The following is a 25,320-nucleotide window of genomic DNA, read 5'->3' as shown; positions in this document are numbered from 1 at the left end:
ATAAAAAGGGAGCTTTAGCTCCCTTTTTATTATCAATCCTTCTTAATCCCTTGTACCAACGTATTTATCATCAAAATAACGTCTTAATTTAGTTCTTAAAGTTCCACGACTAATTCCCAGCATGATTGCAGCGCGGGACTGATTATACTTGCAATGTTCCATTACTGCACGAAATAGAGGGGTCTCAATTTCTTCAAGTACAAACTGGTATAAGTCAACAGGATCAGTTCCCTTAAGCTCTGAAAAATATTTTTGTACAGATTGAGTCACGCTTTCGGCTAGTGAAGCAGTGGTATCTCCTGCATCATTACTGATTGTTGTCATTATTATTAGCTCCTCCTTTTAAAAGCGGTATATTACCGAATTGAGCAATACGAGACAAGGGCAGAACAGAAAAAACTGCATTAAAATTCAATATATACTGTTTGCGCTTGAATCATTGCTACGTTTCTCACCACAGTGGATTGAAAAGAGGATAAGCCGTTCTCAACAGCTTATCCTATAATTAACGAACTACTGGAATTTCATCATAGATGGATCAAATGGTTTTCCATTAACCATGAATTTTCCTTCACTCAAACTCATCTCAATGACATAGTCTTTGCCATCTACAGTAATTAAACCAGATTGCTCCAACTCATTAATTTGCTTATCTACTTGCATTGAAGCGATTTGCTCAGAAGTAGGTTCTGCTTGGTTTGATTGGCCTTGACTGCTTTGCAGCTGTTGAATTAAAGCTTGTTGCATTTCTGGCTGTTTTGCCATTTGTTGCATAATCGATTGCTGCATCAGTTGCTTCACTACCTCGATTGGCATTTTTAACTTGGCATTACCTTGAGTTTTTTGAATCAACTCGAAAGGATTAGAACTATCACCTTTAGGTAAAGTAATTAACAAGTTACCATCAATCATGCCTTGTGGAAGTTTGAGACTTAATTTGGAAATTTCAAACTCCGCACCTTTACTAAATAGCTTTGGTAATTCTGGAAGCATTGCCATTAAGGCTTGTTGACGCTCTTGATCTGTACCCCTTTGCATCGCGTTAGCTTGCTCATTGATTTTGGCCAGTACTTCAGCATCAAGGTTTCTTAAAGACATTTCGACTTCACCAGGACCGTAATTTTGTCCATTGGCGAATAACGATTTTAGAACCGCGCTAAAATGAGTGCTGAAGAGATTGTCCTCAATATCGCTGCTTGAACTTAATGTCAATTCACTAATTTCAAACATCTTTTGATCTTTAACGACTACTGCAAGTGATGGTAATGAAAAACTGGCTTGACCTAAATATAATCCTGTCGTCGTTTTATGTAAGTCATACTCGCTGGTTACCTTCCCCAAAGAGAGCTTGGTATCATCTTTAGAAAATTCAGCGCCATCAAATTCAATTTCTCCTTCCACTTTATCCAAATTGGAAGACATTGATGTAGTACTATCCATACCCATCCAATTAAATTTACCATTTCCATCTTTAGCAATTAACTTGAACGAAGGAATGGACAACTCCACTGTACTTTTGTTCAAATAATTTACAAAAATGCTTAAATTTAACTGAGGCTTTTCTGAATCTTGAGAAAAAAGCTCATTAAATTGTTGATTATATTTTTCTGGAAATGGAAATACGGTTTGTGCAAAGCCCATTCCAAAACGTACCTGCTTACTCGCATATATAATGGGGCCGTGATAAATCTTAATCGGCATTTCCATTTGATAATCTTGAGCTGGCGTAGTTTGCAATTTTCCATCATCGTCTTTTACTACCCGCTCGGGTACATGTAAACGCCATTTGACTAATGCATCAGAGCAAAACCAACCTCTCTTATATTGCTGAATATCAGCGAAAAGCCCATTGGATTGATTAATTACCTCGACAGTTTTTTTAACCGTTCTTTCGGTTAGAATTCCCATGCCATAATATCCACCTAGGATTAAAACAGCCAGGATAATTACTAATCCTGTAAGTTTTTTCATTATTATCTCCATGTTATTAATTTGCAAATAGCATTACTCGAGCGCAGCAAAGTGCTGCGAAAAGTATAACAGTAAATAACCTAAAAGTGCGACAGTCTAATGCAAGAAGATTAAAACTTAATGAAAAATATTTTCATTAAGTTTCAAAAATTTGATGTTTTTACAGTAAAAATCAAACAATGGTAAGGTATTGATAATTCCATGCTCAGTGTTTGATCTTTACTATCTTAATGCCTTATGGGTTTGCAATAAGTCTCTTTAACTGTAAACGCCAGGATTAAAGCAACTAAAGAACATAAAGGAAGTAATTTTAAACCGGCCTGGAAATCCGATAATAATAACGTTTCAACATTATAGGCTCTAGGCCCAGATACGATGTCTATGATACGTCCGACTAAAGGCTGGAATAAGGCCCCAACAAAAATCGAAGTCATATTGGTAAACGCAATAGATGTACCAACAACACTCCTGTCATGTATTTCTGTAGAAACAGCGTATGAAATCGCAACTCCTGTATTCGTAATACCAAAAACAAAAAATAGTATGTAAGCTGTTGTTTGACTCATTTCAGGAATAAAAACGAATAAACTGCTCAAGATCACCCCGCATACTGCGGAAATAATCATCAATGGCTTACGACGCCCCATTTTATCAGAAATCCAACCGGATAATGGGCCACTAATTCCCCAGCCTATAAAGATCAATCCCGTTGCAAATGCGGCTGCGTGCGCCCCTAAACCACGGCCGAACTGTAAGTATGCAGGGCCTATTGCTTCCCCAATTACAGCGGTGGGACCAAATAAAAATCCAGCATACATTGCGTTAAGCCAAGTTTGTTTATTTGACAAAATGATCTTTAAGCTATCCAAAATACTGATTCGATTAACGGAACGAATTTCATTGCGATGCTCGCCTGGTTTATCTTGAACAAATTGATACAATAATCCTGATAAAGCAATAAATAAGAACGCAATAATCAGCATACTATGACGCCAGCCAACATTACTCACTAAAAATGAAACAGGAGCCTCCCCTGCAGCAGCACCCAGCATTCCTAACGCTTGAGTTAATCCAGATAATAATCCGAGCATAGTTGGAGGAAACCATGAAGTGGCAAGACGAAGTGAGCAAATAAATGCAAAAGCAGCACTGAAACCAATCAACATTCTGCCAATTGATGCAGTCAGCAGACCATCAGCAAGACCAAATACACAGCAGCCAAAAGCAGTAACTAATGACATAATAGTCAATAACCATCGAATGCTTAAACGATCGACCGTTAATCCTACGGGAATTTGCATTAAGATATATGGAATATAGAAGGATGCAGTTAATATCCCGAAACCGGCCTCATTAATGCCAAAGTCCATTTGTAGATATCGGTGCATTACACCAGGCGCTACTCTAGCTAAATAATCAGAAAAATAAAAAGCAGCTGCCAACCCCCAAACTAACCACGCAAAACCCAGGTAATTTTTACGTTTATAAATTTCCACTTTAGATATTCCCATTTTGGTATAACCACCACATGCTGTATTTATTTAAAAAATGATCAATAAATTAACAATGATAACTTATCATTATACTGCTGTTGTAACTTATTTCAACATATAGTTTATTTTTACCTTTGCCATATTAGTAATGTATTGAGGATTTAGGATATAATTCTAATTTTTAGTGACTCATCATCATCCAATTGAACAAAAATCCTCTGGATTGAGTTGAATGATTCAACAATCAGGACTTAAGAAAAAATCCAAGGCCTAGGCAAAAAATGTTTTTAATGAGAGCGTTTATACAAACTAAATGACTGAATTAAAATTATTTTTTAACGATGAGATTGGGATTTTTCGTAAGTCCTTTGGATGAATTGAAGATAAGACTGAATAATTCCCGGAGATTCACTAAAAAGTTTTAAAGTAGATAGGGCAAAATCATAATTTGATTATATAATGAAAAGTTTGAATCATTCCAACTGCGCGGGGATGACAAAAATATGCTCAAATTTATAAAGCATCGCAGCTCATAACTGACTGAAATTGTTATGATCTTGCCCTGTTAAAGTAGAATCTTCATATATTTTAAAGAATGGAAATTGGTCACTCTGAACAAATTTAGAAATCAAATTTTCAATGTACTATCAAAACATGGGATCCACCCCTGATGAATAAACTAAATATTGCTATTAAAGAAGCTTTTGAATCTTCCGGAAGCTCAAAAGAAGCGAATAAAGTTTACCTTGAATTTATCAAGGCAAACTTTATTATTCCTATTGAATCCGATTCTGATGATAGCGAACCCAGAGTATTATTTTTGGAAGAAAATAATACTATTTTTTTGCCGGTATTCACTGACATGCAATACCTCAATGCTTGGGCAAGTGAAATTAGCCCATATATCAAATTACTTAAATTATCAGGTGTCAACCTGTTGAAAGGTTTAGGTGAGAAAGTTACGGTTTGTCTTGATATCGGCAGTGAACTTTATAAAGAATTTAATCCATCTGAAATTGAACGAATGAGGTCGATGGTTTTAAAATTATTTAAAGACTGAACCAATACCAGGAATACTCCTATTCAATTGAAGAAGCATTAAATTATGCTCTTCAATTGAAAGCGGTGATCATGCTACAAGCTCAAGTAATTGGTAACCTACTATTGCAGAAGCGGCTATCGCACCACCAATTTCAAAGACTAAAGATAGAAAGCTGTTTTTATGATGATATTGCTGATCATTTGCGGCTGTGGTTTTATCTAAAATAATATCTTCCTCGATATTGTTCAAATCAAATAAGGGCTTTTCCCCATACACTCCAGCCCACCATCCTTCGAGCCATTGCTCTGCCTCTTGAGAACCTTCGCGGAAAGGATTATCCTCTTCTGGAACTTCTGCTAATGCACATTCATACCCAAAAACATAACATTCTTCATAGCTTGGGTGTTCAATGTTAAATCGTAGTCTAATATGTGATAATAATGATGTTGTATCGTTCATGATGATAGCCTCTTTTATGTATCCTGAATATGTTTCCGCTTTTCAACTCATTTACTCCTAAATCTATAATTATTAATACAATTAGTGCAGATCTACTTTTTAGTGCATGTATCTCCCACACTTAAATCAATTTTACGACTTTAATTTGCCCCCTGCCTTCAAAGATCAAATATTTACATTATCTTGACAAAAAATCTTTTTACCCTTGGATCTACAATATGGTACCTCGTTAACTTATTGATTTTATTGATAGAGATGCAAGTATTAGGCCAACTTTTTTATCCTAATTTTCATGGATTTTTATGGTTAACAAGCAGTCTTATTGTTTGAAATTATGGAAAAATGAAGGTAAATTATCTGCCTTTAAATAATCAATCCAAAATAGGATATTGATAAGGCTGACACAAAATCCTAAGATCAAAGCTAAAAATGTTTTTAATAAAGAGATTGGACTTTTTCGATAGTGCTGATTTATAAACCAGGCAAAATTTGTAAATCGCTTGTGCTTATTAAAAAATCTAACCGTTAGCCGGCCATGAAAAATCATCTATCTATATCTAAATAATAAAATAATGCCGGCAGGAATAATGACAAAAACTGCCGGTCAAGGTGCCAATCTACGATGAATCCATTCATCACCATGCCGGTAATAATGAATTCGATCATGTAACCTGTTATCCCTACCCTGCCAAAACTCAATCTCATCTGGGATTATCATATATCCACCCCAATTTTCCGGTCTGATTACGGGTTTTTGACCATATTCCTCAATCAACTGATTTAACGCATCTTCTAAAGAAATCCTATCCAGAATTTCTTGGCTTTGGGGAGATACAATCGCACTAAACTGACTTTTTAAAGGTCTCGAAGAAAAATAGGCGTCGGATTGCTCGCTACTGATTTTCTTCACCCGACCACGGACACGTACTTGTCTTGCCATTTGAGGCCAATAAAAATTAAGTGCAGCATAAGGATTCTTTTGCATTTGCATTGCCTTAGCACTTTGATAATTGGTATAAAAGATAAAATTACCGTTCTCTAATCCTTTTAATAAGACAACTCTGGAATCTGGATAGCCCTTTTCATCTACTGTAGACAGAACCATCGCAGTGGGATCGTTTTTTTCATTTTGTAACACATCATCAAACCATAGTTTGAATTGAGAAATGGGATTATTTTCAGCTGATTCTTCACTTAGCTGCAACTCACCATAATCTCGTCTAATATCCGCAAGACTTCTAAATTTGCTCATAGCAAACCTTCACTAAAAAAATATACATAATTATACTCTCTAAAATTTATAATTTGCGACAAATTTTGCAGTTAAAATTTTCAATCGACTTCTTGCATAAGCTGATTATTTTCTGGACTTAGGAAAAATCCCTCGGTTAAGGCAAAAAATGCTTTTAATGAAGGGGGTTAGTTGAACTTAATCACTGAATTAAAACAATTTTTTAACAAAGAAAGTAAGGGGGCGTAAGTCTTGATTTAGTTTTAAGGCAAGGTACAAATGTTTTGAGGAGCATAGTTTACATGCAATAAACGAGCACCACAAAAACGTTTGCCATGCTCTAATTAAAATACAAGAGACAGGTTATGCAAAAGATTTAATCTTATTCAACCAAATGACAATATTATCATGATAGCTGTTGGGCTGCGCTTAACGCACAGCACCAACATGAATCGAGGAAAAATCACCAATTTATTTTAATCAGTGTATATTTTTATAATGAAAAAGCTTTTAAGCAAGAGAAAAAAATATTTTCTTACCAACCAGTTACCTCAGCTATTGCATCTCCCAAGTCAGCAGGAGATCGAACTGTTTTCACACCTGCCGCTTCCAGAGCAGCATATTTTTCTGCTGCGGTCCCCTTCCCGCCAGAGATAATTGCTCCAGCATGTCCCATACGTTTTCCAGCAGGTGCTGTGACTCCAGCAATGTAGGATACTACAGGTTTTTTTACATGAGACTTAATGTATTCAGCTGCCTCTTCCTCTGCTGAACCACCAATTTCTCCTACCATGATAATAGCTTCTGTTTTAGGATCTTTTTCAAATAAAGACAAAGCATCAATAAAGCTGGTTCCTGGAATTGGATCTCCACCGATACCTATGCAGGTACTTTGACCAAACCCTTTATCAGTAGTTTGTTTTACTGCTTCGTAAGTTAAAGTTCCTGAACGTGAAACGATTCCAACTTTTCCAGGTAAATGAATGTAACCTGGCATAATGCCTATCTTGCATTCACCGGGTGTAATTATTCCCGGGCAATTAGGCCCAATTAATCGAGCCTGTGTATTGTTTTCTATATATACTTTTACTTGCAACATATCCAATACAGGCACACCCTCTGTAATACAAACAATCAGTTTAATACCTGCTTCTGCTGCTTCAATAATTGAATCTTTGCAAAATGGTGCAGGAACATAGATCACACTGGCATCTGCCTTGGTTTCCTCGACGGCTTCACGCATGGTATTAAATACTGGCAATCCTAAATGCATTTGGCCACCTTTGCCTGGAGTAACTCCCCCCACCATCTTGGTTCCATAAGCCAGTGCTTGCTCTGTATGATAAGTACCTTGTTTTCCAGTAAAGCCCTGACATAGTACTTTTGTATGTTTATCAACTAATACACTCATTGTTAACCTCGTAATTTAATGGCATATCTGCTTTAAAAAACCGCCTTTACCAATAATGCCAAAATTAATTTATTCTTTATTAGGAAACTGCTGCTACAATTTTCTTGGCCGCGTCAGTCAAACTCGTTGCAGCAATCACATTCAAATTGCTTTTATTCAATATGTCAGCACCTAACTGAGCATTATTACCTTCCAGTCTGACAACCACAGGAATTTTCACATCCACTTCTTTTACAGCAGCAAGAATTCCATCAGCAATAAGGTCACAACGAACAATTCCACCAAAAATATTAACCAGGATTCCTTTAACTTTTTCATCTGACACAATAATCTTTAAGGCTTCACTTACTCTTTCTTTTGTGGCGCCACCCCCAACATCCAGGAAATTAGCCGGCTCACCGCCATGTAGTTTTATCACGTCCATAGTGGCCATAGCCAAACCAGCACCATTTACCATACAACCTATTGTCCCATCCAAGGGGATATAATTAAGTTCCCAATCACTGGCTCGGTTTTCTCGATCATCTTCCTGAGAAACATCCCGCATATTTTTCAGTTTAGGTTGTCGAAATAAAGCATTTCCATCGATATTAATTTTTCCATCCAGACAAATCAGTTGCCCAGATTTTGTTACCACAAGAGGATTTATCTCTAATAGACTTAAATCACACTCAACAAACATTTTCCCTAAGCCCATCATTAAATGAGTGAATTGTTTGATTTGATCATCTTTTAATCCAAGTTTAAAACCTGTTTCACGGCATTGAAAAGGCATAACACCAACTAATGGATCAACAACCACCTTGAAAATTTTTTCGGGCGTTTCATGGGCAACTTTTTCAATTTCCACACCACCTTCTGTAGAGGCCATAATAACAACCCGTCTGGTGGCTCTATCAACAACAGCACCAAGGTATAATTCTCTGTCTATTTCACAAGTTTCTTCAACCAAAATAGCATTAACCGGTTGGCCTCTGGCATCAGTTTGATAGGTAACCAGACGTGTACCTAACATGGATTTCGCAACTGCAGCCAATTCATCCTTGCTAGAAACCAGCTTCACTCCACCTGCTTTACCTCTACCACCGGCATGGACTTGCGCTTTCACAACCCATCGAGAGGTTGATAATTGAGAAGCAACGAGCAAGGCATCCTCAACATTATAAGCAACCTCACCACGAGGAACTGGTAAATCATAGCTCGCGAATAATTGCTTGGCTTGATATTCATGTAAATTCATTCTAATTACCTTTTAAAAAAGCAAGACCCGTCAAGACGGGCCTTGCAGTTAAACATGACTCATTAAACATTAAGTAAAAGTCGGGATGGATCTTCCAACAACTCTTTAACACTCACTAAAAATTGTACAGAATCTTTTCCATCAATTAAACGATGATCATAGGACAAAGCAACATACATCATAGGACGGATTACTATTTGTCCTTTCTCTACAATAGGTCTTTCCTCAATTTTATGCATCCCTAAGATACCTGTTTGCGGTGGGTTGATAATGGGAGTAGCTAATAATGAACCGAATACTCCGCCGTTAGTTATGGTAAATGTTCCCCCTTGCATCTCTTCCATAGACAGCTTACCGGTTCTGGCTTTTGATGCAGCATCATTAATGGCTAATTCAATTTCTGCCATGCTTAATTGATCAGCGTCTCTAATTACCGGAACAACTAAACCTCTTTCAGTAGAAACAGCAATTCCTATATCATAAAAACCATGATAAACAATATCTTGCCCATCAATGGAAGCATTCACAGCCGGGAATCGTTTCAGCGACTCTACTACTGCTTTTGTGAAAAAAGACATAAATCCAAGTTTTACACCATGTTTTTTTTCAAAACTATCCTTATACTGAGAACGCATGTCCATAACTGCCTTCAAATTCACTTCGTTAAAAGTGGTTAACATGGCAGCATTGTGTTGTGCTTGTAATAAACGCTCCGCAATCTTGGCTCTTAGTCTCGTCATAGGAACACGTTTTTCTTCCCTGCCGCCAACAGAAAGTGCTCTCATAGAAGGTTCTTTTTGAACTTCAGCGGTTTGGTTTGCTTTTTCTCTATTAGATTCTATATAAGATAAAACATCTTCTTTGGTTATCCTACCATCTTTACCAGTACCTTGAATCTGCCCAGCTTTCAAATCATTTTCAGCCATCATGCGTCTTACTACTGGACTGGTTGACTTATCCTCTTTTGAAATTGATTCTCTTTCAGAAACTTCCATTTCTTCTTTTTTAGCAGATTTCTCTTCCTTTTCAGTTTTTTGAGGTTCTGCGGAAACACCTTGAGAAATTTTTGCTAGTAAATCTCCTGAACCAACCGTATCTCCGGTATTAAACATAATGTCAGATAATACCCCATCCACAGGTGATGGAACTTCAAGCACAACTTTATCTGTTTCCAGATCAACTAGGTTCTCATCGCGAGATACTTTATCACCCACTTTCTTATGCCACGCAGCCACTGTTGCATCAGCTACTGACTCGGGTAGAACAGGTACTTTGACTTCAATAGACATGGTTATACCTTCTCTTAATATTATATTGTTTAGATTTATTTTTTACCAAGTAATGCTTGCTCAACCAAAGCAACTTGTTGCTCTGCATGCAAGCCGGGACTACCCACTGCAGGCGCAGCAGCAAACTCTCTGCCAGCATAGTGCAAGGTTTGGTCAGAACGCAAGCAATCACGTATATTATGCTGAGAAGAGAACCAGACTCCTTGGTTTTGTGGCTCTTCCTGACACCAGACTACTTCATTAGCCTGTTGATATTTCTCCAATTCAGCCATTAATGCTTTTTTGGGAAATGGATACAATTGCTCTATACGCACAATCGCTACGTGGTTTAAGTTTTTATCGCGACGCATTTGCAATAAATCATAATAAACCTTACCACAACATAACACCACTTTTGTTACTTTTTGTGCGTCCAAGGCATCAATTTCCGGAATCACTGTGTGAAATTTTCCTTTAAACAAAGCTTCCAAAGGTGAAACAGCCAATTTATGTCGTAAAAGACTTTTGGGAGTCATGACAATTAAAGGCTTTCTGAAATTACGAATCACTTGTCTTCTTAACAAATGAAATATTTGTGCTGGAGTGGTTGGGGTACATACTTGAATATTGTGCTGTGCACAAAGCTGCATATAACGCTCCAATCGCGCAGAAGAGTGCTCAGGGCCTTGACCTTCGTAGCCATGGGGTAAAAGCATCACCAACCCGCATAGCCGTCCCCACTTTTGCTCACCGGAACTTATAAATTGATCAATAACAACTTGTGCTCCATTTGCAAAATCACCAAATTGAGCTTCCCAAATAACCAGGAAAGATGGCTCAGACGAAGCAAAGCCATATTCGAAAGCTAATACTGCTTCTTCGGAAAGCACTGAATCTATTACAGTAAAATAGCGTTTGGGATTGGTTGATATATGTTCCAAAGGAATAAAAGTATCGCCTGTTTCAATATCATGAAGCGCAGCATGTCTATGGGCAAAAGTTCCTCGACCACTATCTTGTCCAGAAATTCTTACTCCGTAGCCTTCATGTAACAAACTGGCATAAGCCATGATCTCGGCATAGCCCCAATTCATAGGGATTTCACCAGCGGTCATTTTATTTCGTTCAGCCAACAAACGCTCCACAACGGGATGCAGTTTCATTCCTTCAGGCAATTTGTTTAATTGGGATGCAATTTTTTCCAATTCTTCCTTGCTGATGGTTGTATCAACTTTATCAGTCCACTTGGCATTCATATAAGGAGTCCAATCTAAAGATTGCTTTCCTTCATAATCTTCATGCACCAAATCGACAACCGCCTTGCCTTTATCTAATGCTTCTCGGTAGGAATCAACCAACTTGTCTAATTCTGATTTGGTTAATAAATTAGCACTGACCAATTGTTCGCCATATTTTTCACGTAATGTAGGCATGGATTTGATTTTTTTATACATCTTCGGCTGAGTCACTGAAGGTTCATCCGCTTCATTGTGGCCATGACGTCTGTAACAGACCAGGTCAATTACTATGTCTCGCTTAAACTTCATTCGGAAATCAAAAGCAACTTGGGTAGCGAAAACTACTGCCTCAGGATCATCTCCATTGACATGAATGACTGGTGCCTGAACCATTTTGGCAACATCTGTACAATAGAGAGTTGAACGGGCATCCAAAGGATTGCTCGTTGTAAATCCTATCTGATTGTTGATAACAATGTGAATTGTTCCACCAGTACAATATCCACGTGCCTGTGAGAAGTTAAAGGTTTCCATAACCACACCCTGACCTGCAAAAGCGGCATCGCCATGAATGACAATGGGAACTACTTTATCCTTTTTAGCCAAATCGTTGCGTCTTCCCAAACGTGAACGTACAGATCCTTCAACTACTGGCCCAATAATTTCCAAGTGTGAAGGGTTAAATGCCAAAGCCAAGTGTACAATCGCGCCTGATTCTGTTTTTATGTCAGAGGAAAAACCCAGATGATATTTCACATCACCAGTTCGTTCGTATTTAATTTTTCCTTCAAATTCTTGAAATAATAGTCCTGGCTCTTTACCGAGGACATTCACCAATACATTTAGGCGCCCTCTATGTGCCATTCCAATGACAAGCTCTTTCACATTGTTTATACCCGATCTTCTAATGAGTTCTTTCATCATTGGAATTAAAGAATCTCCCCCCTCAAGAGAAAATCGCTTTTGACCAACATATCGTGTTCCGAGATAGCGCTCCAAACCATCTGCTGCTATCAAGTCTTTAAGAATATTCAGTTTTTCCTGTGTACTGAATTCAGGGCATCCGCGTACTGATTCCATTTTGTTTTGTAACCATTCAGTGACTTCAGTATCAGAGATATGCATATATTCTATGCCTATACTGCGACAGTATGTCTCGCGAAGGGCGTTGTATATTTCCCCCAAAGTCATCTCTGGTCCATTAAAACTGGTTCCAGCAAAAAAAGTACGATTCACATCAACATCGGCAAGATTATGATAAGCCAGCTCCAGGCGTGGTACTGGCATACGCTCCGTCATTTCCAATGGGTCTAGCTTTGCGGCAAGATGTCCTAATGATCTAAAATCATTAATCAGACTGGCAACCTGGTACTGCTGACTATCTGCAATTTGAATTATTTTATTAAGCTTCTTATCAGCATGCTGCAAAAAATAATCGCGAATGTCTCTATGAGATACTTCTTTGGTAGCACTATTTACTTTAGGTAAGGCGCTAAATACCGCTCTCCAATCCTCTGACACTGAATCAGGGTCTGCGAGGTAATCCTCATAAAGACTATCAACATAAGCCATACTTCCTCCAGACAAATAGGAAGAAGCCCATTCTTTTTGCAGATCTGAACTGCTCATTATCATTCTCTCCAAAGGGTTCACTCAGAAATTTTCTGAGTAACAAGGACTGATTTATTAAGTTTCCTGCGTCAACATTTGCGTGCGAATTTTTGCAATCGCTTGTGTTGGATTGAGTCCCTTCGGGCATACATTCGTGCAATTCATAATAGTACGACAACGAAATACACTGAAAGGATCTTGCAATAAATCCAAACGATGTTGCGTTGCTTTATCACGACTGTCTGCTAAAAAACGCCTAGCTTGTAAAAGTCCAGCAGGGCCTACAAATTTATCAGGATTCCACCAGTAAGAAGGACATGAACTGGTACAACAAGCGCATAAAATGCACTCATACAAGCCATCCAATTGTGCCCGTTCTTCAGGAGATTGTAACCTCTCTCGAGCAGGCGCTACTTCATCATTCTGTAAATAAGGCTCAATGCGTTCGTATTGTTGATAAAATTGTGTCATATCAACTGCCAAATCACGAATTACTGGAAAACCTGGTAAAGGACGTATGACAATTTTATCTGTTTTTAATTGTGAAATATGTGTAATGCAAGCTAATCCATTAGTCCCATTGATATTCATACCGTCAGAGCCACATACTCCTTCTCGACATGACCGCCTGTAAGTAATAGAAGGGTCTTGCTCAGCTTTCAAGCGCTCAAGCAAAGTAAGTAACATGGGATCACTTTTAGCCGGAATTTCTATCTCATAATCTTTCATGTAAGGTTTGGCATCCACCTCAGGATTATAGCGATAAATCGACAGGATTAAATTTCTACTATCAGCCATAAAATATCCTCATTAGTAAACGCGTTCTTTCGGCTCAAAAGGCTCGACATACTTGGGTGAGGTATTAACCGGACGATAATCTATCACCTCACCTTCCTCAAAATACAATGTGTGCTTAATCCAGTTTGCATCATCTCGTTTTGGATAATCCTCCCTGCTGTGCGCTCCTCTGCTTTCAGTTCGCGCAATTGCAGATAAAGCCGTTGCATAGGCAGTTGCCATTAAATTATCCAATTCCATAGCTTCAACGCGTTCTGTATTAAAAATTTGACTTTTATCATCAAGTTTAGCATGTGCTAATCGATCGCGCAGGGCTTGTAAACGTTTCAATCCTGAAGCCATTACCTCACCTGTACGGAATACTCCAAAATCTTCCTGCATTACTCTTTGCATTTCATCTCGTATTACCGCATGGCTTTCACCATCCTTTGAATTTTCCCAACGCTCGTAACGAACCAGGGAAGCAGTTACATCGTCTTCACTCACATAAGACATATCAGGCAATTGATTTGATTGCCATAATTCTTCAACATGTATCCCGGCTGCACGACCAAACACAACCAAATCCAATAAGGAATTACCGCCTAATCGATTGGCGCCATGCACTGAAACGCAGGCACATTCTCCTACCGCATACAATCCCTCCACCACATGCTCTTTGCCATCAGTTTTAGTTATAACCTGACCATGCATGTTGGTGGGTATTCCTCCCATACTGTAGTGGCAAGTTGGAACAACCGGAATCGGCTCAACAATTGGATCCACACCGGCAAACTTCATTGATAACTCGCGAATACCAGGCAAGCGAGACATGATCAAATCAGCGCCTAGATGATCAAGCTTTAATTTAACATGATCGACGCCTTTTGGATCAAATCCCTTCCCGGCCCGAATTTCCAAAGCCATGGCGCGAGCGACCACATCCCGGGAAGCAAGGTCTTTTACTCTGGGAGCATAACGCTCCATAAAGCGTTCACCATCTTTGTTTATTAAATAACCACCTTCACCTCGGCAACCCTCCGTAACCAAAACACCAGCACCCGCTATGCCAGTTGGATGAAATTGCCACATTTCCATGTCTTGAAGAGGTATACCAGCTCTTAGTGCCATTCCAAAGCCATCGCCAGTATTGATAAAAGCATTCGTTGTAGATTGAAAAATTCTACCGGCTCCCCCAGTCGCCAAAATACAAACTCGAGTTTGAAAAAATACAATCTCGCCTGTCTCCATACACATTGCAGTAACACCTGCAATCCTTCCTTGCGAGTTTTTTACCAGATCGAGAGCATACCATTCACTAAATACGTGAGTTTTAGCTTTTAAATTCTGTTGATAAAGGGTGTGCAGCAAAGCATGCCCTGTTCTATCTGCCGCAGCACAAGTACGGGCTGCTTGTTCTCCGCCGAAATGTTTTGACTGGCCACCAAATTGACGTTGATAAATTTTTCCATTATCCATTCGTGAAAAAGGTAGCCCCATATGCTCCAGTTCATAAACTGCTTCAGGCCCAGTTTTACACAAATACTCTATACAATCCTGATCACCAATGTAATCAGCACCTTTCACGGTATCATACATGTGCCAGCGCCAATCGTCTTCATCAGCATTTCCCAAAGCAGCTGTAATACCGCCTTGAGCCGACACAGTATGTGAGCGGGTTGGAAATACTTTTGATAACAAAGCTACTTTTAAACCAGAATTTGTCATCTGGAGTGCAGCACGCATTCCTGCACCACCAGCTCCTATAATTACCGCATCAAATCTGTTACGTGCCACTGTCATGCTATTGTCCCCAAATGATCATAAGGCCCCAGATAAATTGAGCAAGGAGCCATAAAACAACCAATAACTGTACTGATAAACGTATAACAGTACATTTCATATAATCTGTAGTTACTGTCCAAATACCTATCCAGGCATGCAATGTCAAAGCCGTCAATCCAATTGTTGTTGCAATTTGAAATACCTTATTGGCAAACAAAAGATGCCATTGAGAAAAACTTAAATCAGGATTTGCCAATATAAATCCAAATAAAAAAATTAAATACGCTGCAAAATAGACAGCGGTAACTCGTTGAATTAACCAATCCTTTAACCCATTTCCTGTTAAACTGGTGACATTGTTTACCATATCCAGATTCCTAGAAAAATTGCCAAAATAACTGCTAGAATTATAATTGAAACAGCCGACATACGACCAGCACGAAGACTCTCACCAAATCCCATATCCATTATCAGATGTCTTATACCTGCTATTACATGATAAATCATAGAGGCGCCAAAAGCCCATAACATAAGTTTATAGAAGGGATTGGCTAACATTGTTTTAGTCTGTACAAAAGATTCCTCTGATTGCAGGGAACAACCCAGAATCAATAATACGAAAGGAAATAATAAAAATATCAGAACTCCTGAAATCCTATGTAATATAGATGCGATAGCCATAGGCGGAAATTTCAGACTGCTTAAATCAAGATTGATCGGTCTTTTCTTGTTCACTATTAATTTCTTCCTCATAAGAAAATGTCATCAATATATTTTCTTCTAAATATTGAATCCCATTCAATTATTTCACATTCACCCTTTAGACTTCTTGAGAAACATAATTCATTAAGTATACTGCGCAACAAATGGCTTTGAAAAATAAAAAAATTGGGCCTTAAAAACTATTTAGAATTACTAAATTTCAATTCATGCATGGGAAGTATAGCACTCTGTTTTTATCACGCAAAGTTCAGTTTATAAGGAAAATGAATAGTCCATTGGCCAATTACAAAAACCCGTACTATGATTACATAATGTGAGCAAAAGGAAGTCTTCATGATCGCCAAAAGACCAATATATAATCAACAATTAAAATGTGTCGCCTTTGAAATATTATCCTGCCGCAATGCAATGCTTAATGAAGAATTAACAAGACAACTTTATGATCTGATTTACCACACAGACACCCAATTACCTTTATTTGTTCCTTTTTCCCTAAAAAAATTGCTTGAGCAATTTGAAACACCAATCAATAACCCCATTATTTTAAAATTATCTGCAGATGAAATCGAATCTGTTTATTCACTAACGGAACTACAAGATTCTCTATTTTCTATTGCCTTGTTAATTAATACCCCTCAACAATTGGCTTGGCTAAATTTTGCCGAATACATAGGACTGACTGAGCAGTTAATGAGTCAATCGGATGTAACCAAAGTAGTACAATACAGTAAGGCAAAAAATCGTAAAATCATTGCTTATGATCTAAATCAACATGTTAATTTTGAAAAATGTAAGGCTATGACCATGGATTATTACTGTGGTGATTTCCTGCTTAACTGCATTACAGAGGAAGGCACAGAAATAGCGGCAAACAAATTAAATGTACTTCAACTCATCGAGGAATTACAAAAAGAAGATTGCGATTTAAATGCGATCACTCATATTATCCAAGCCGATCCATTACTAAGCTATCAACTTCTAAAACTAGTCAATTCAGTTGGATTTTCTAGCGGACCAAGCATAGAATCGATCGATCAAGCCGTTGCAAGGCTTGGCATCATTAACCTGAAAAAATGGGTCATGTTGTTTTCCATGAAAAATATCTCTGATAAACCCATAGAAATATTGGAATCAGGTTTAATCAGAGCCCATATGGCAGAAGAACTCGCTAAAACAAGTTCGAATATTTTCAGTCAAAGTGCTTATACTGCAGGATTATTATCCATATTAGACTGTTTATTAAACAAGCCCATGCCAGCATTGATAGAACAAATCACCCTGGCTGAGGAGATAAAAAATGCTCTGGCATATAAATCAGGACCTTTGGGAAATCTATTGTCTTTGGTAATCGCTTATGAAGAAGGGCATTGGGAAGAAGTAACTCAGCTTAACATCAATGGAATTGATTTAAGTCAATTATATATTGACAGTTTGGCCTTGGTAAGCCAAGGTACAAAAATCATGAATAACTGATTGCGCAACAATTTATACAATCTTCTATTTGAGCAACAAAAAATTTAGAATGTGTTTTCCTAAATGGTTAATATTCCAAAAACTAATAATTTAAATCAATATAGGATAAGTATTAATTATGTTTTTCATCAAATATATGGGGGCAATGATTTATGATTTAATCATCCTATCCATTTTATTTTTTGCATACACCTCTGCCCTGCTCTTATTAACTCATGGACAAGCCATTCCTCCTGCTACCCATTGGTATCAATTTTCATTATTCAGTATCATTTTTGTTTATTATTATGGTTCTATTCGATTTGGTGGACAAACTATAGGTATGAAAGCCTGGAGATTTAAACTGACAACTGACTCTGGTAAAAAACTATCAAGACAACAAATTATCGCCCGATTTTTTTATTTTATTCCTGCCACTTTAATAGCCCCTTTTTGCTTAAAAGGCAATTATACGCTTTTGCATCAATGGACCCAAACTGGTTTTAAAAAAGTTTAAAACAGTGTTGAGCCATTCTCGCTAATTATTTATTTTCGTGCAGTAGTTCCAGAAGATACCGGATGCATATAATTTTTTCTTGGGGATTCAGGAGGATAACCATAACCCCTATCCGCCAGCCGCTTCACATTTTGTAAATATTTTTCACCCCATATTCCGGGATCAAAATTAGTCACAACAACGTTATAAGGTAAATTAATAATCGACTCAAAAGCTTTCCTCTGTGCTATTTCATGGCCAGAAAAAGCTATCTGAACTTCTGCCTCCATACTTACTCCACCAGATTTTAAGCGATCTACCAGTATATGGACCATTTTTTCAATAGTATAGAAAAGTTTGCACATGGACATACCCGCACTAAACATATCCTGGCTTTTGGATGTAGATAATTTAGAGCCACTATCATGAATAGGATAAACAAATTCATGATCATTAGAACCAGGTATCAGTTCGGGTTCGATGACTATCGCAGGAGTAATAGTATCAATATGCGGAGAAATAACATGAAGATGAAAATCTGCCCAATGCCACCATATTAGATAGACTCGCTCCACTATGGCTAATGGATTATTCAAATCATCTATCATTGTCAATTTGCGATCGTCTAGATCAGTTTCTGCAAAACCTGCTTTGATTTCGATATCGCCGTCTGCCATTTATATTTACCCGGGTAATAAGGATATTACTGTTATATTAGCCCAAAATTGACAATAGAACATTAAACAGAGCTTAAGAAAAGGTAAAAAAGCCGTAAAATCAATACACAGCATAGATATAGACACCCAATTTTTCATAATAATTTGTGTTTATATCGTTTCATATGGATATGCTAAGAAGTGTTTGAGGTATATAAAGTGCTCAAATCAACAATCAATCGACGGATAAATTAACTTCAAGTAAAATAACTCGTATACTTTCTAAAATATCAGATTAATTGAATGTAACTTCAAACAAAAGCGGAGTGTAGCTCAGACTGGTAGAGCACTGCCTTCGGGAGGCAGGGGTCGCAGGTTCAATTCCTGTCACTCCGACCAATAAAATCAAAGAATTAGAATTGGCCATGAACCAAAATCATATCAAGCGTCTATGCCAACACTTCAATTTGGGTGATCCTATACAAGAGCCCCAAAGAGTACATGGCGGTTTACTTCACATCATGTGGCGGCTAAATACCGACAAAGGATCTTTTGCGATTAAACAATTATCAAAAGACATTAATCTTACAGATCATCGTGTTATTAGAAATTACGAATTGAGTGAAAACATTGCCTCAGTTTTTGTCGCACTTGGTATTCCTGCTGTTAATGCCATTGAAAAATCAGATAAACATCTTTTTATAATTAATGAGACTGGTTTTCTAGTCTACCCATGGGTCAATGCAAAAACCCTTGATAAGGATGCTGTAAGCGCATCTCAATCTTTGGAAATTGCTCGTATTTTATCTAAGATGCATCAGATCGATGTGCAGTTTAAAGAAATTGACGAAGCAGAATTTGATATTCATAAAAATGATAAGATTATAGCGCTAATAGACTTAGCCAAAAAAAAGAATCCCGCTATCGCTTCATCCTTGATGGAAAGTTCAGTAACAATATTGGAAATTAATACAAATTATCATGACGCAATTTTAATGTTAAACGATCATACAGTAATTAGCCACGGCGACTTGGATCAAAAAAATGTCTTATGGGATTGCTCAAAAAATCCTATACTCATTGACTGGGAATCCGCTCGCAAGCTTAACCCTACCTATGAAATTGTGAACGCAGCATTAGATTGGTCTGGGATTACTACACAACTTGATAAAAATTTATTTGGTAAAATGATAATAGCATACAAAGAAGCTGGCGGGATAATTGATATAAACATAGTTGAAGCCGCTTTTTTTGGTGTTTTAGGTAATTGGATTAATTGGATGGTCTATAACATCCAACGGGCTGCAAACCAACACAATCCAGAACAACAAAAAATTGGAATGGAGCAAGTAATACAAGTATTACCTACTATTATACGCCTCAAAAGTTTAATGCCTGAACTCATCAATGTAAGCAAAGCATGATCACCATAGACCTTCTAAAAAATTATCCAGACACTATCCCCGGATGTGCAAAAATATGGCATGAAGTGCTTGGAAAAATCTGGGTTCCTGAGATCCCGGTCGAACAAGTGATTCAACGGTTCAGTGAACACCTAAATGCTGACAAACTACCCATTACGTTTATTGCACTTGATGCTGGGAAACCCGTTGGGATGTGCTCTTTACGTGAAAATGATGGCATCAGGCCTGACATAACCCCATGGCTTGGCTCGCTTGTGGTTAACCCTGCCTATCAGAAACAAGGTATTGGAAATAGGCTAATTGACACCACAAAAAATAAAGCCAGGGATTTAGGTTTTAATAAGCTGCATCTTTTTGCCTTTGACCCAACCATTCCTAATTATTACTCCCGTCTTGGTTGGGCCATAATCGGCATGGACAAATTTAAAGGACATCCAGTCACTGTGATGGAGATATTGTTATGACTCCTCATATTATTGGCATTAGTGGTATAACAGGCACTGGAAAATCCACTTTGGCAAAAGCATTGTCCCTGAATTTAAAAGCAACTCTTATTTCATGGGATGACTTTGATGACATCTCTTTAGAACCCGAAGATTATATCGAGTGGTATCATAAGGGTTGTAATTACAGTGAATTTCAAAGGAAAGACCTCGCAAAGGTTTTGGCAGAGCTTAAAGCAAAAAGAGAAGTTATTCATCCAGTCTTACGCACTTTGCTCAACCCCACGGAATACATAATTTTTGATGCTCCTTTAGGGAAACCTCACGTACAAACAGGTGAATATATTGATACCTGTGTTCATATTGAGGTGCCACTTGATATTTCATTGTGCCGTCGCGTTTTGAGGGATTTTAAGGATAAATTACAAACTAAAGAAAATCTTCTTGAAGAAATCAGTTTTTATTTAAATCATTCAAGACCTTTGTTTTTTGATGATGAACTGAAACAAAATGCCACTATAGTAATCGACGGTCTCTTAAGTACCGAAGTGCAAATTCAAATAATCAAAAATTTTTTAATTGGTAAAAAAGATGACAAAACTAAAAAACCTGGATACTTATCTTAGCTTGTGTACTGAGGTCTATGACTTAAGCAAACCGAAGCCTCCTGAAGATGCTTATGCATTTTATCGCAGTTATGTAATGAATGTGAAAGGTCCTATTTTAGAGCCAATGTGTGGTACCGGTCGTTTTTTACTTCCATTACTTGAAGAAGGATTCGAAGTGCATGGCTTTGATGCAAGCGACTATATGCTTGCAGCTCTCAATATTAAAGCCAAAGCTAAAAATCTCAAACCAACAGTATGGAGAGGTTTTGTTGAAAATTTGACGAGGCCAGAAAAATACAATTTGATTTTTATACCAAGCGGTTCCTTTGGCTTGATTATCGATCCTGCAATGGTAAGATTAGCTCTTCAAACATTTTATAATCACCTAAGCGAAGAGGGTATTTTATTGTTTGAGGGCGAAACACTTAAAGCGGTACCACAACTTGATGTCTGGAAAGGCTCCGTTTGGCATAAGCCCAATGGTCAGATGATTATGCTCAGTCAATTAGCGACCATGAAGGAGCAGGTTTGTCATTCTATCGGTAAATATGAACTCGTTCACAACAATAGTATAATTCATACGGAGGTTGAAGAATTGAGGGTAAGAATTTACGACCCGCAGGAGTTAACAGGAATTCTTAAAAGTTGTGGTTTTAAAAATGTCTGTTTGATTAAAGCATTTGATAGTACTGCAACCCCAGATGCGCAGGATGAGGCAATTGTTTATGAATGCCGAAAATAATGTTCTTAATACCCTAAATAGCTTATCTAAGGAAATAAATAAACTCTATGGATACGTCACCATTGCTGGTGACAATTTTGGTGAGCCTGCAATTCACTCAGGCCCTTGTGGTCCATTTGCCAATGCTTTTTACAAGATTTGGAATCAAAAATTTACTGAAAAAGTAAATATTGCATTTATTATGGTGAAAAACTCTGATGAATGCTGGCATATCTTAATCCGATTACCTAATGGGTCGCTTTTTGATGGAGGTTTCGGGGTTCATAATGAAGACAGATGGAATAAAGACATTTTCGATATAGAAGATATGTTGGAATATGACCTTCAACTTTTAGAGAAGCATTCTGGTGGTTTAAATAGGACATATCCCCGGTATTGCCCTAACTTTTCAATTGATGTTATTACCAATTTAATACACAAACATCTGGATCTGATTGAAAAAAATCAGTGAATAACGCGCTATCGCACGCTTGTTTATTGTTTTTAATTCGATAAAGTTTACCTTGTACTCCATGCTCAACTCCATCTTTGTAGTATTCCATACCGCATTTTCCATCACACGATGTGCTGCATCATGGTCGATTGGATCATACGCAATAATAAAATTTATCTTGATATTTGATTGCCTCCAACTAAGAAGCGCATTCAAAACCTCGGGAGCATATCCTAATCCCCAATAATGTTCGCCTTGATCGCACCTTGCCGAATATTAATTGTTCAATCAGCTTAATTTTTTCTTAATTTTGGAGTGATAATATACTCTTCGTTAATAAATAATGCATTTAGTGCGAGAACAATTATGCAAACCCAGGAAACCATTTACGAACAAATTCAAAAGGACAAAGGAAACTACAAAGGCGTTACCTTATCCTATACCGGTGCACAATATTTGCCTTCTTCTTTTCAGAATAATAAATACAGTGTCGATAACCCTGAACTAACTCCCTTACAAGCATTTACTGAGCGTTTTAAGAACATTGGTGCACTAGTAATTCGTTTTCATCTGGGTCAAGGGCAACGTGCGGGTTTATTACAACAAGTATCTAAATTCAATTACTCCGAAAATCCAGTTGAGCGTCCAGCTCTAGGTGGAGATGAGGAAACCTTATTTTTCAAAGAAGAAAGTGCTAATTCCGGTAGAATTAATGGTGATGTACTTGAGTTTGCCAGCCATCTAACTTTAGGGCGATCAAAAGTATTAAATGAACTAGCACAACCCTTGGTTCATGTGAATCAAAAAAGCACCTACGGAGAACAGGGAATATGGGACATTATACACGCCCCTGTTTGGAATGTTGGTCGCGCAATGAAGTATGAATTAAATAAACAAGGTTTTATTTATATAAATTGTCCATCTCAACTTAATTCAAAAGAAAAGGAAATATTAGATCAGCAATTACGCATCTCGGGAAAACCTCCTGCACTGGTTTTCGAAGAGGTGGGCCTTGAAGTAGTAGAATCGGATATCAGTAAACTAGATATTTATTTAGATGATAAACAAGAATTTACTAAAGAACCTAATGGACTTGCAATTGCTAACAATAAAGAGGATAAAAAATATGCTCCTATGGGCTGGATAATCCATAAAAAAACAGGAGAAGTTCTACCGAAAGAAGTTACAGAAGATATTATTCGTGTTTCTGCCATAGCTGAAGGTGGGTTTTATGAAAAGCGCCCTACCCAGCAAAAAATTCTTCAATCCGGTAATTTAATGAATTCAAGTGGTTTAGGGTTATTCACTCAAAATCAGGCTTTTAACGCAATGTATGTTATTTTTGATTATTTACAAAGATACAACTTCGATCCACGTCCTTTGTTAGACAATTCCTTACAGATTGCATACAACCGATTACAATCGACTCTAGAAAAAGATCCTTCTTTAATTGATGACTTTCTTGTTGGAGCTTTGCAAGATGAAATGGTGCAACATTTAAGAGTGAGTCAACCTAAAAGTATTCGAAGTGTCTTACCGATTCGCTTTACCAATAGCTTTCCTGTAACAATTAATAATCTAAAGGCTATTGCTTATGCTTTTGGAATTAAAGATAAGTCAGAACAACCTATATTTAGAGGGTTCGATGACAATCCTGTTTTATCCAAAAGAGAGAATATGATTGATTCTCAAATAAGTGGCACATTAGTCACACCATCTTTCAATACAGCTGCTCATGTAGCAGCAATTGTTTCAACAGCAGAACTGATTGCTGAACAGATGATTTTAGAGCAATTAATACCAGATGCTTTTGCTAAAAAAGATCCCAAGGATAGCGCATTATTCATTCTCCTAGTAGAAGTTTTAGGTAAGGAAGAAACTGACAAAGTCTTCACCGAGTTAATGGATGAAACAGCAAAACTACCTACGATAGATGACAGATTAATTGTAGGAGCTCAGTTTGCTTATTGCAAAAAATTAGTGCAAAAACTGCAAACCGGTTTAGGTTTAGACTCTATGAATATTCTTTTGTGTAAATTATCCAAACCTGGATTAAGCACACAAGAAGTTTTGGAAAATCTTGGCTCAAGGGAACTTGAACAATTAACCATGGTATTAGAAAGATTATTCAAAATTGGAGATGTCTTGCAAGAATTGCCTTTAACGACTGCGGCTCCGGAGTATTCTCGAGGAATAAATGCAGGACTTGCTCCTTTAATTGCCCATGTTAGTCCACATTTAGCGATTAAGTTAAATATACAAACTCAATCAATAATTAAAGCAGATATACCTGCGATTGATAAGGAAAAAGTACGCGATCGTATATCGACTCGGGTTTATAATCGCTGTCCTTTTTTGGTCAAGCAGTCTAAGGAACAAGAGCCACAGAAAGTTTCAGGAACCAATAATGTTTTGGTATCCAAAAACACAGGACCTTCTTTTTTCCAAACAATAAGAGAGAATCAAGGCAAGATCACGGCAGTACTTCTAGGAGCTGCTTATATTGGTCTTAGTTCTCTTTTAGGCTAAATCTAATCCTTGGCAGTGAAATGATTATTTATTTCACTGCTTCTTTATTTCTGTTCTACAAAAATCTTAATTACTTAGGTTTTGGGTGAACTATAAAATTAGATCTCATTTTTTTGGGAGTATGTGATAAGATTTTTTTGATGATAAACTTTTTATAAACCATCGAGGTGAGCAACATTGGCCGCGCACGAGGCTACTGGGCTACTAAAAGACGCTACAACTAGTCAACCGTGCATTCCTTTGGCTTTGCAGTACCTGAAACTCATGTGTTCATAAATAAGGATAGAG

At 37.5% G+C, this 25,320-nt stretch carries 23 protein-coding genes and 1 tRNA gene; 10 read left to right on the top strand and 14 right to left on the bottom strand.

Annotated elements, in window-relative coordinates:
- Positions 1-42: 42 nt before the first annotated feature.
- The 3 genes from OQJ02_RS02735 to OQJ02_RS02725 all read right to left on the bottom strand — a co-directional run bounded on the left by OQJ02_RS02735 (position 43) and on the right by OQJ02_RS02725 (position 3,482).
- Positions 43-324: a helix-turn-helix domain-containing protein gene (locus OQJ02_RS02735; protein ID WP_010946289.1), complete on the bottom strand. Its 282-nt coding sequence runs from the start codon at positions 322-324 to the stop codon at positions 43-45.
- A 189-nt stretch (positions 325-513) separates the two neighbouring features.
- A complete protein-coding gene (locus OQJ02_RS02730; protein ID WP_265717767.1) occupies positions 514-1,971 on the bottom strand; it encodes a YdgA family protein in 1,458 nt (485 codons plus the stop codon).
- A gap of 227 nt (positions 1,972-2,198) precedes the next feature.
- Positions 2,199-3,482, bottom strand: coding sequence for an MFS transporter (locus OQJ02_RS02725; RefSeq protein ID WP_265717766.1), 1,284 nt, complete (start codon positions 3,480-3,482; stop codon positions 2,199-2,201).
- Between the two features lie 652 nt (positions 3,483-4,134).
- Between OQJ02_RS02725 and OQJ02_RS02720 the strand changes: the two genes are divergently transcribed.
- Positions 4,135-4,524 carry an SseB family protein gene (locus OQJ02_RS02720; RefSeq protein WP_265717765.1) on the top strand — a complete coding sequence of 130 codons (390 nt, stop codon included), beginning with the start codon at positions 4,135-4,137 and terminating at the stop codon, positions 4,522-4,524.
- 69 nt (positions 4,525-4,593) lie between these two features.
- Here the strand turns inward: OQJ02_RS02720 and OQJ02_RS02715 are convergent, their stop codons facing one another.
- From OQJ02_RS02715 to sdhC, 10 genes are all read right to left on the bottom strand, one after another.
- The gene (locus OQJ02_RS02715) at positions 4,594-4,965 is read right to left on the bottom strand and encodes a transmission trait enhancer LetE (protein WP_265717764.1); all 372 of its coding nucleotides are present in this window, start codon (positions 4,963-4,965) and stop codon (positions 4,594-4,596) included.
- A 604-nt stretch (positions 4,966-5,569) separates the two neighbouring features.
- On the bottom strand, positions 5,570-6,217 hold the full coding sequence (gene pdxH / locus OQJ02_RS02710) for a pyridoxamine 5'-phosphate oxidase (protein ID WP_265717763.1): 648 nt from the start codon (positions 6,215-6,217) through the stop codon (positions 5,570-5,572).
- 514 nt (positions 6,218-6,731) lie between these two features.
- On the bottom strand, positions 6,732-7,607 hold the full coding sequence (gene sucD, locus OQJ02_RS02705) for a succinate--CoA ligase subunit alpha (RefSeq protein WP_027223601.1): 876 nt from the start codon (positions 7,605-7,607) through the stop codon (positions 6,732-6,734).
- A 79-nt stretch (positions 7,608-7,686) separates the two neighbouring features.
- Positions 7,687-8,847 (bottom strand): ADP-forming succinate--CoA ligase subunit beta, encoded by a 1,161-nt coding sequence (sucC, locus tag OQJ02_RS02700; protein WP_265717762.1) that lies wholly within the window; start codon positions 8,845-8,847, stop codon positions 7,687-7,689.
- Positions 8,848-8,909: 62 nt separating this feature from the next.
- A complete protein-coding gene (gene odhB / locus OQJ02_RS02695) occupies positions 8,910-10,136 on the bottom strand; it encodes a 2-oxoglutarate dehydrogenase complex dihydrolipoyllysine-residue succinyltransferase (RefSeq protein WP_265717761.1) in 1,227 nt (408 codons plus the stop codon).
- A gap of 35 nt (positions 10,137-10,171) precedes the next feature.
- Entirely contained in the window at positions 10,172-12,982 is a 2,811-nt protein-coding gene (locus OQJ02_RS02690) for a 2-oxoglutarate dehydrogenase E1 component (RefSeq protein ID WP_265717760.1), read from the bottom strand.
- Between the two features lie 57 nt (positions 12,983-13,039).
- Entirely contained in the window at positions 13,040-13,762 is a 723-nt protein-coding gene (locus tag OQJ02_RS02685) for a succinate dehydrogenase iron-sulfur subunit (protein WP_010946278.1), read from the bottom strand.
- 12 nt (positions 13,763-13,774) lie between these two features.
- Positions 13,775-15,544 (bottom strand): succinate dehydrogenase flavoprotein subunit, encoded by a 1,770-nt coding sequence (gene sdhA / locus OQJ02_RS02680; protein WP_265717759.1) that lies wholly within the window; start codon positions 15,542-15,544, stop codon positions 13,775-13,777.
- Position 15,545: 1 nt separating this feature from the next.
- Complete coding sequence (sdhD, locus tag OQJ02_RS02675) at positions 15,546-15,893, bottom strand: succinate dehydrogenase, hydrophobic membrane anchor protein (RefSeq protein WP_265717758.1); 348 nt, start codon at positions 15,891-15,893, stop codon at positions 15,546-15,548.
- Positions 15,887-16,261 (bottom strand): succinate dehydrogenase, cytochrome b556 subunit, encoded by a 375-nt coding sequence (gene sdhC / locus OQJ02_RS02670; RefSeq protein WP_265717757.1) that lies wholly within the window; start codon positions 16,259-16,261, stop codon positions 15,887-15,889. Before sdhC ends, sdhD begins: the two co-directional genes overlap by 7 nt.
- Positions 16,262-16,582: 321 nt before the next feature.
- Here sdhC and OQJ02_RS02665 point away from each other — a divergent pair, with 321 nt between their 5' ends.
- A complete protein-coding gene (locus tag OQJ02_RS02665) occupies positions 16,583-17,722 on the top strand; it encodes an EAL and HDOD domain-containing protein (protein WP_265717756.1) in 1,140 nt (379 codons plus the stop codon).
- Between the two features lie 118 nt (positions 17,723-17,840).
- Positions 17,841-18,218 (top strand): RDD family protein, encoded by a 378-nt coding sequence (locus OQJ02_RS02660; RefSeq protein ID WP_265717755.1) that lies wholly within the window; start codon positions 17,841-17,843, stop codon positions 18,216-18,218.
- Positions 18,219-18,247: 29 nt separating this feature from the next.
- Here the strand turns inward: OQJ02_RS02660 and lvgA are convergent, their stop codons facing one another.
- Complete coding sequence (gene lvgA, locus OQJ02_RS02655; RefSeq protein ID WP_265717754.1) at positions 18,248-18,874, bottom strand: Dot/Icm type IV secretion system effector LvgA; 627 nt, start codon at positions 18,872-18,874, stop codon at positions 18,248-18,250.
- Between the two features lie 301 nt (positions 18,875-19,175).
- Here lvgA and OQJ02_RS02650 point away from each other — a divergent pair.
- From OQJ02_RS02650 to ceg17, 7 genes are all read left to right on the top strand, one after another.
- Positions 19,176-19,252 (top strand) — tRNA-Pro (locus OQJ02_RS02650).
- Between the two features lie 26 nt (positions 19,253-19,278).
- Positions 19,279-20,277, top strand: coding sequence for an aminoglycoside phosphotransferase family protein (locus tag OQJ02_RS02645; protein ID WP_265717753.1), 999 nt, complete (start codon positions 19,279-19,281; stop codon positions 20,275-20,277).
- Positions 20,274-20,741 carry a GNAT family N-acetyltransferase gene (locus OQJ02_RS02640; RefSeq protein WP_265717752.1) on the top strand — a complete coding sequence of 156 codons (468 nt, stop codon included), beginning with the start codon at positions 20,274-20,276 and terminating at the stop codon, positions 20,739-20,741. The genes OQJ02_RS02645 and OQJ02_RS02640 overlap by 4 nt, the downstream gene beginning before the upstream one ends.
- Positions 20,738-21,346 carry an AAA family ATPase gene (locus OQJ02_RS02635; RefSeq protein ID WP_265717751.1) on the top strand — a complete coding sequence of 203 codons (609 nt, stop codon included), beginning with the start codon at positions 20,738-20,740 and terminating at the stop codon, positions 21,344-21,346. The genes OQJ02_RS02640 and OQJ02_RS02635 overlap by 4 nt, the downstream gene beginning before the upstream one ends.
- Positions 21,312-22,070: a class I SAM-dependent DNA methyltransferase gene (locus OQJ02_RS02630; protein ID WP_265717750.1), complete on the top strand. Its 759-nt coding sequence runs from the start codon at positions 21,312-21,314 to the stop codon at positions 22,068-22,070. The genes OQJ02_RS02635 and OQJ02_RS02630 overlap by 35 nt, the downstream gene beginning before the upstream one ends.
- Positions 22,054-22,521 carry a hypothetical protein gene (locus OQJ02_RS02625; RefSeq protein ID WP_265717749.1) on the top strand — a complete coding sequence of 156 codons (468 nt, stop codon included), beginning with the start codon at positions 22,054-22,056 and terminating at the stop codon, positions 22,519-22,521. The genes OQJ02_RS02630 and OQJ02_RS02625 overlap by 17 nt, the downstream gene beginning before the upstream one ends.
- A gap of 297 nt (positions 22,522-22,818) precedes the next feature.
- On the top strand, positions 22,819-25,032 hold the full coding sequence (gene ceg17, locus OQJ02_RS02620; protein WP_265717748.1) for a Dot/Icm T4SS effector Ceg17: 2,214 nt from the start codon (positions 22,819-22,821) through the stop codon (positions 25,030-25,032).
- Positions 25,033-25,320: the final 288 nt, after the last annotated feature.

Origin of the sequence: Legionella sp. PATHC032 (assembly GCF_026191185.1) — a bacterium.
In the GTDB taxonomy this organism is placed as follows: Bacteria; Pseudomonadota; Gammaproteobacteria; order Legionellales; family Legionellaceae; genus Legionella.
Note: the sequence above shows the minus strand (reverse complement) of the source record. Positions and strands in the feature narration are given on the sequence as shown.

Bases quoted from the DNA above. Each gene is read 5' to 3' on its own strand.
- OQJ02_RS02735 (WP_010946289.1), bottom strand. From the start codon at position 324: ATGACAACAATCAGTAATGATGCAGGAGATACCACTGCTTCACTAGCC.
- OQJ02_RS02730 (WP_265717767.1), bottom strand. From the start codon at position 1,971: ATGAAAAAACTTACAGGATTAGTAATTATCCTGGCTGTTTTAATCCTA.
- OQJ02_RS02725 (WP_265717766.1), bottom strand. From the start codon at position 3,482: ATGGGAATATCTAAAGTGGAAATTTATAAACGTAAAAATTACCTGGGT.
- OQJ02_RS02720 (WP_265717765.1), top strand. From the start codon at position 4,135: ATGAATAAACTAAATATTGCTATTAAAGAAGCTTTTGAATCTTCCGGA.
- OQJ02_RS02715 (WP_265717764.1), bottom strand. From the start codon at position 4,965: ATGAACGATACAACATCATTATTATCACATATTAGACTACGATTTAAC.
- pdxH (WP_265717763.1), bottom strand. From the start codon at position 6,217: ATGAGCAAATTTAGAAGTCTTGCGGATATTAGACGAGATTATGGTGAG.
- sucD (WP_027223601.1), bottom strand. From the start codon at position 7,607: ATGAGTGTATTAGTTGATAAACATACAAAAGTACTATGTCAGGGCTTT.
- sucC (WP_265717762.1), bottom strand. From the start codon at position 8,847: ATGAATTTACATGAATATCAAGCCAAGCAATTATTCGCGAGCTATGAT.
- odhB (WP_265717761.1), bottom strand. From the start codon at position 10,136: ATGTCTATTGAAGTCAAAGTACCTGTTCTACCCGAGTCAGTAGCTGAT.
- OQJ02_RS02690 (WP_265717760.1), bottom strand. From the start codon at position 12,982: ATGAGCAGTTCAGATCTGCAAAAAGAATGGGCTTCTTCCTATTTGTCT.
- OQJ02_RS02685 (WP_010946278.1), bottom strand. From the start codon at position 13,762: ATGGCTGATAGTAGAAATTTAATCCTGTCGATTTATCGCTATAATCCT.
- sdhA (WP_265717759.1), bottom strand. From the start codon at position 15,544: ATGACAGTGGCACGTAACAGATTTGATGCGGTAATTATAGGAGCTGGT.
- sdhD (WP_265717758.1), bottom strand. From the start codon at position 15,893: ATGGTAAACAATGTCACCAGTTTAACAGGAAATGGGTTAAAGGATTGG.
- OQJ02_RS02665 (WP_265717756.1), top strand. From the start codon at position 16,583: ATGATCGCCAAAAGACCAATATATAATCAACAATTAAAATGTGTCGCC.
- OQJ02_RS02660 (WP_265717755.1), top strand. From the start codon at position 17,841: ATGTTTTTCATCAAATATATGGGGGCAATGATTTATGATTTAATCATC.
- lvgA (WP_265717754.1), bottom strand. From the start codon at position 18,874: ATGGCAGACGGCGATATCGAAATCAAAGCAGGTTTTGCAGAAACTGAT.
- OQJ02_RS02645 (WP_265717753.1), top strand. From the start codon at position 19,279: ATGAACCAAAATCATATCAAGCGTCTATGCCAACACTTCAATTTGGGT.
- OQJ02_RS02640 (WP_265717752.1), top strand. From the start codon at position 20,274: ATGATCACCATAGACCTTCTAAAAAATTATCCAGACACTATCCCCGGA.
- OQJ02_RS02635 (WP_265717751.1), top strand. From the start codon at position 20,738: ATGACTCCTCATATTATTGGCATTAGTGGTATAACAGGCACTGGAAAA.
- OQJ02_RS02630 (WP_265717750.1), top strand. From the start codon at position 21,312: ATGACAAAACTAAAAAACCTGGATACTTATCTTAGCTTGTGTACTGAG.
- OQJ02_RS02625 (WP_265717749.1), top strand. From the start codon at position 22,054: ATGAATGCCGAAAATAATGTTCTTAATACCCTAAATAGCTTATCTAAG.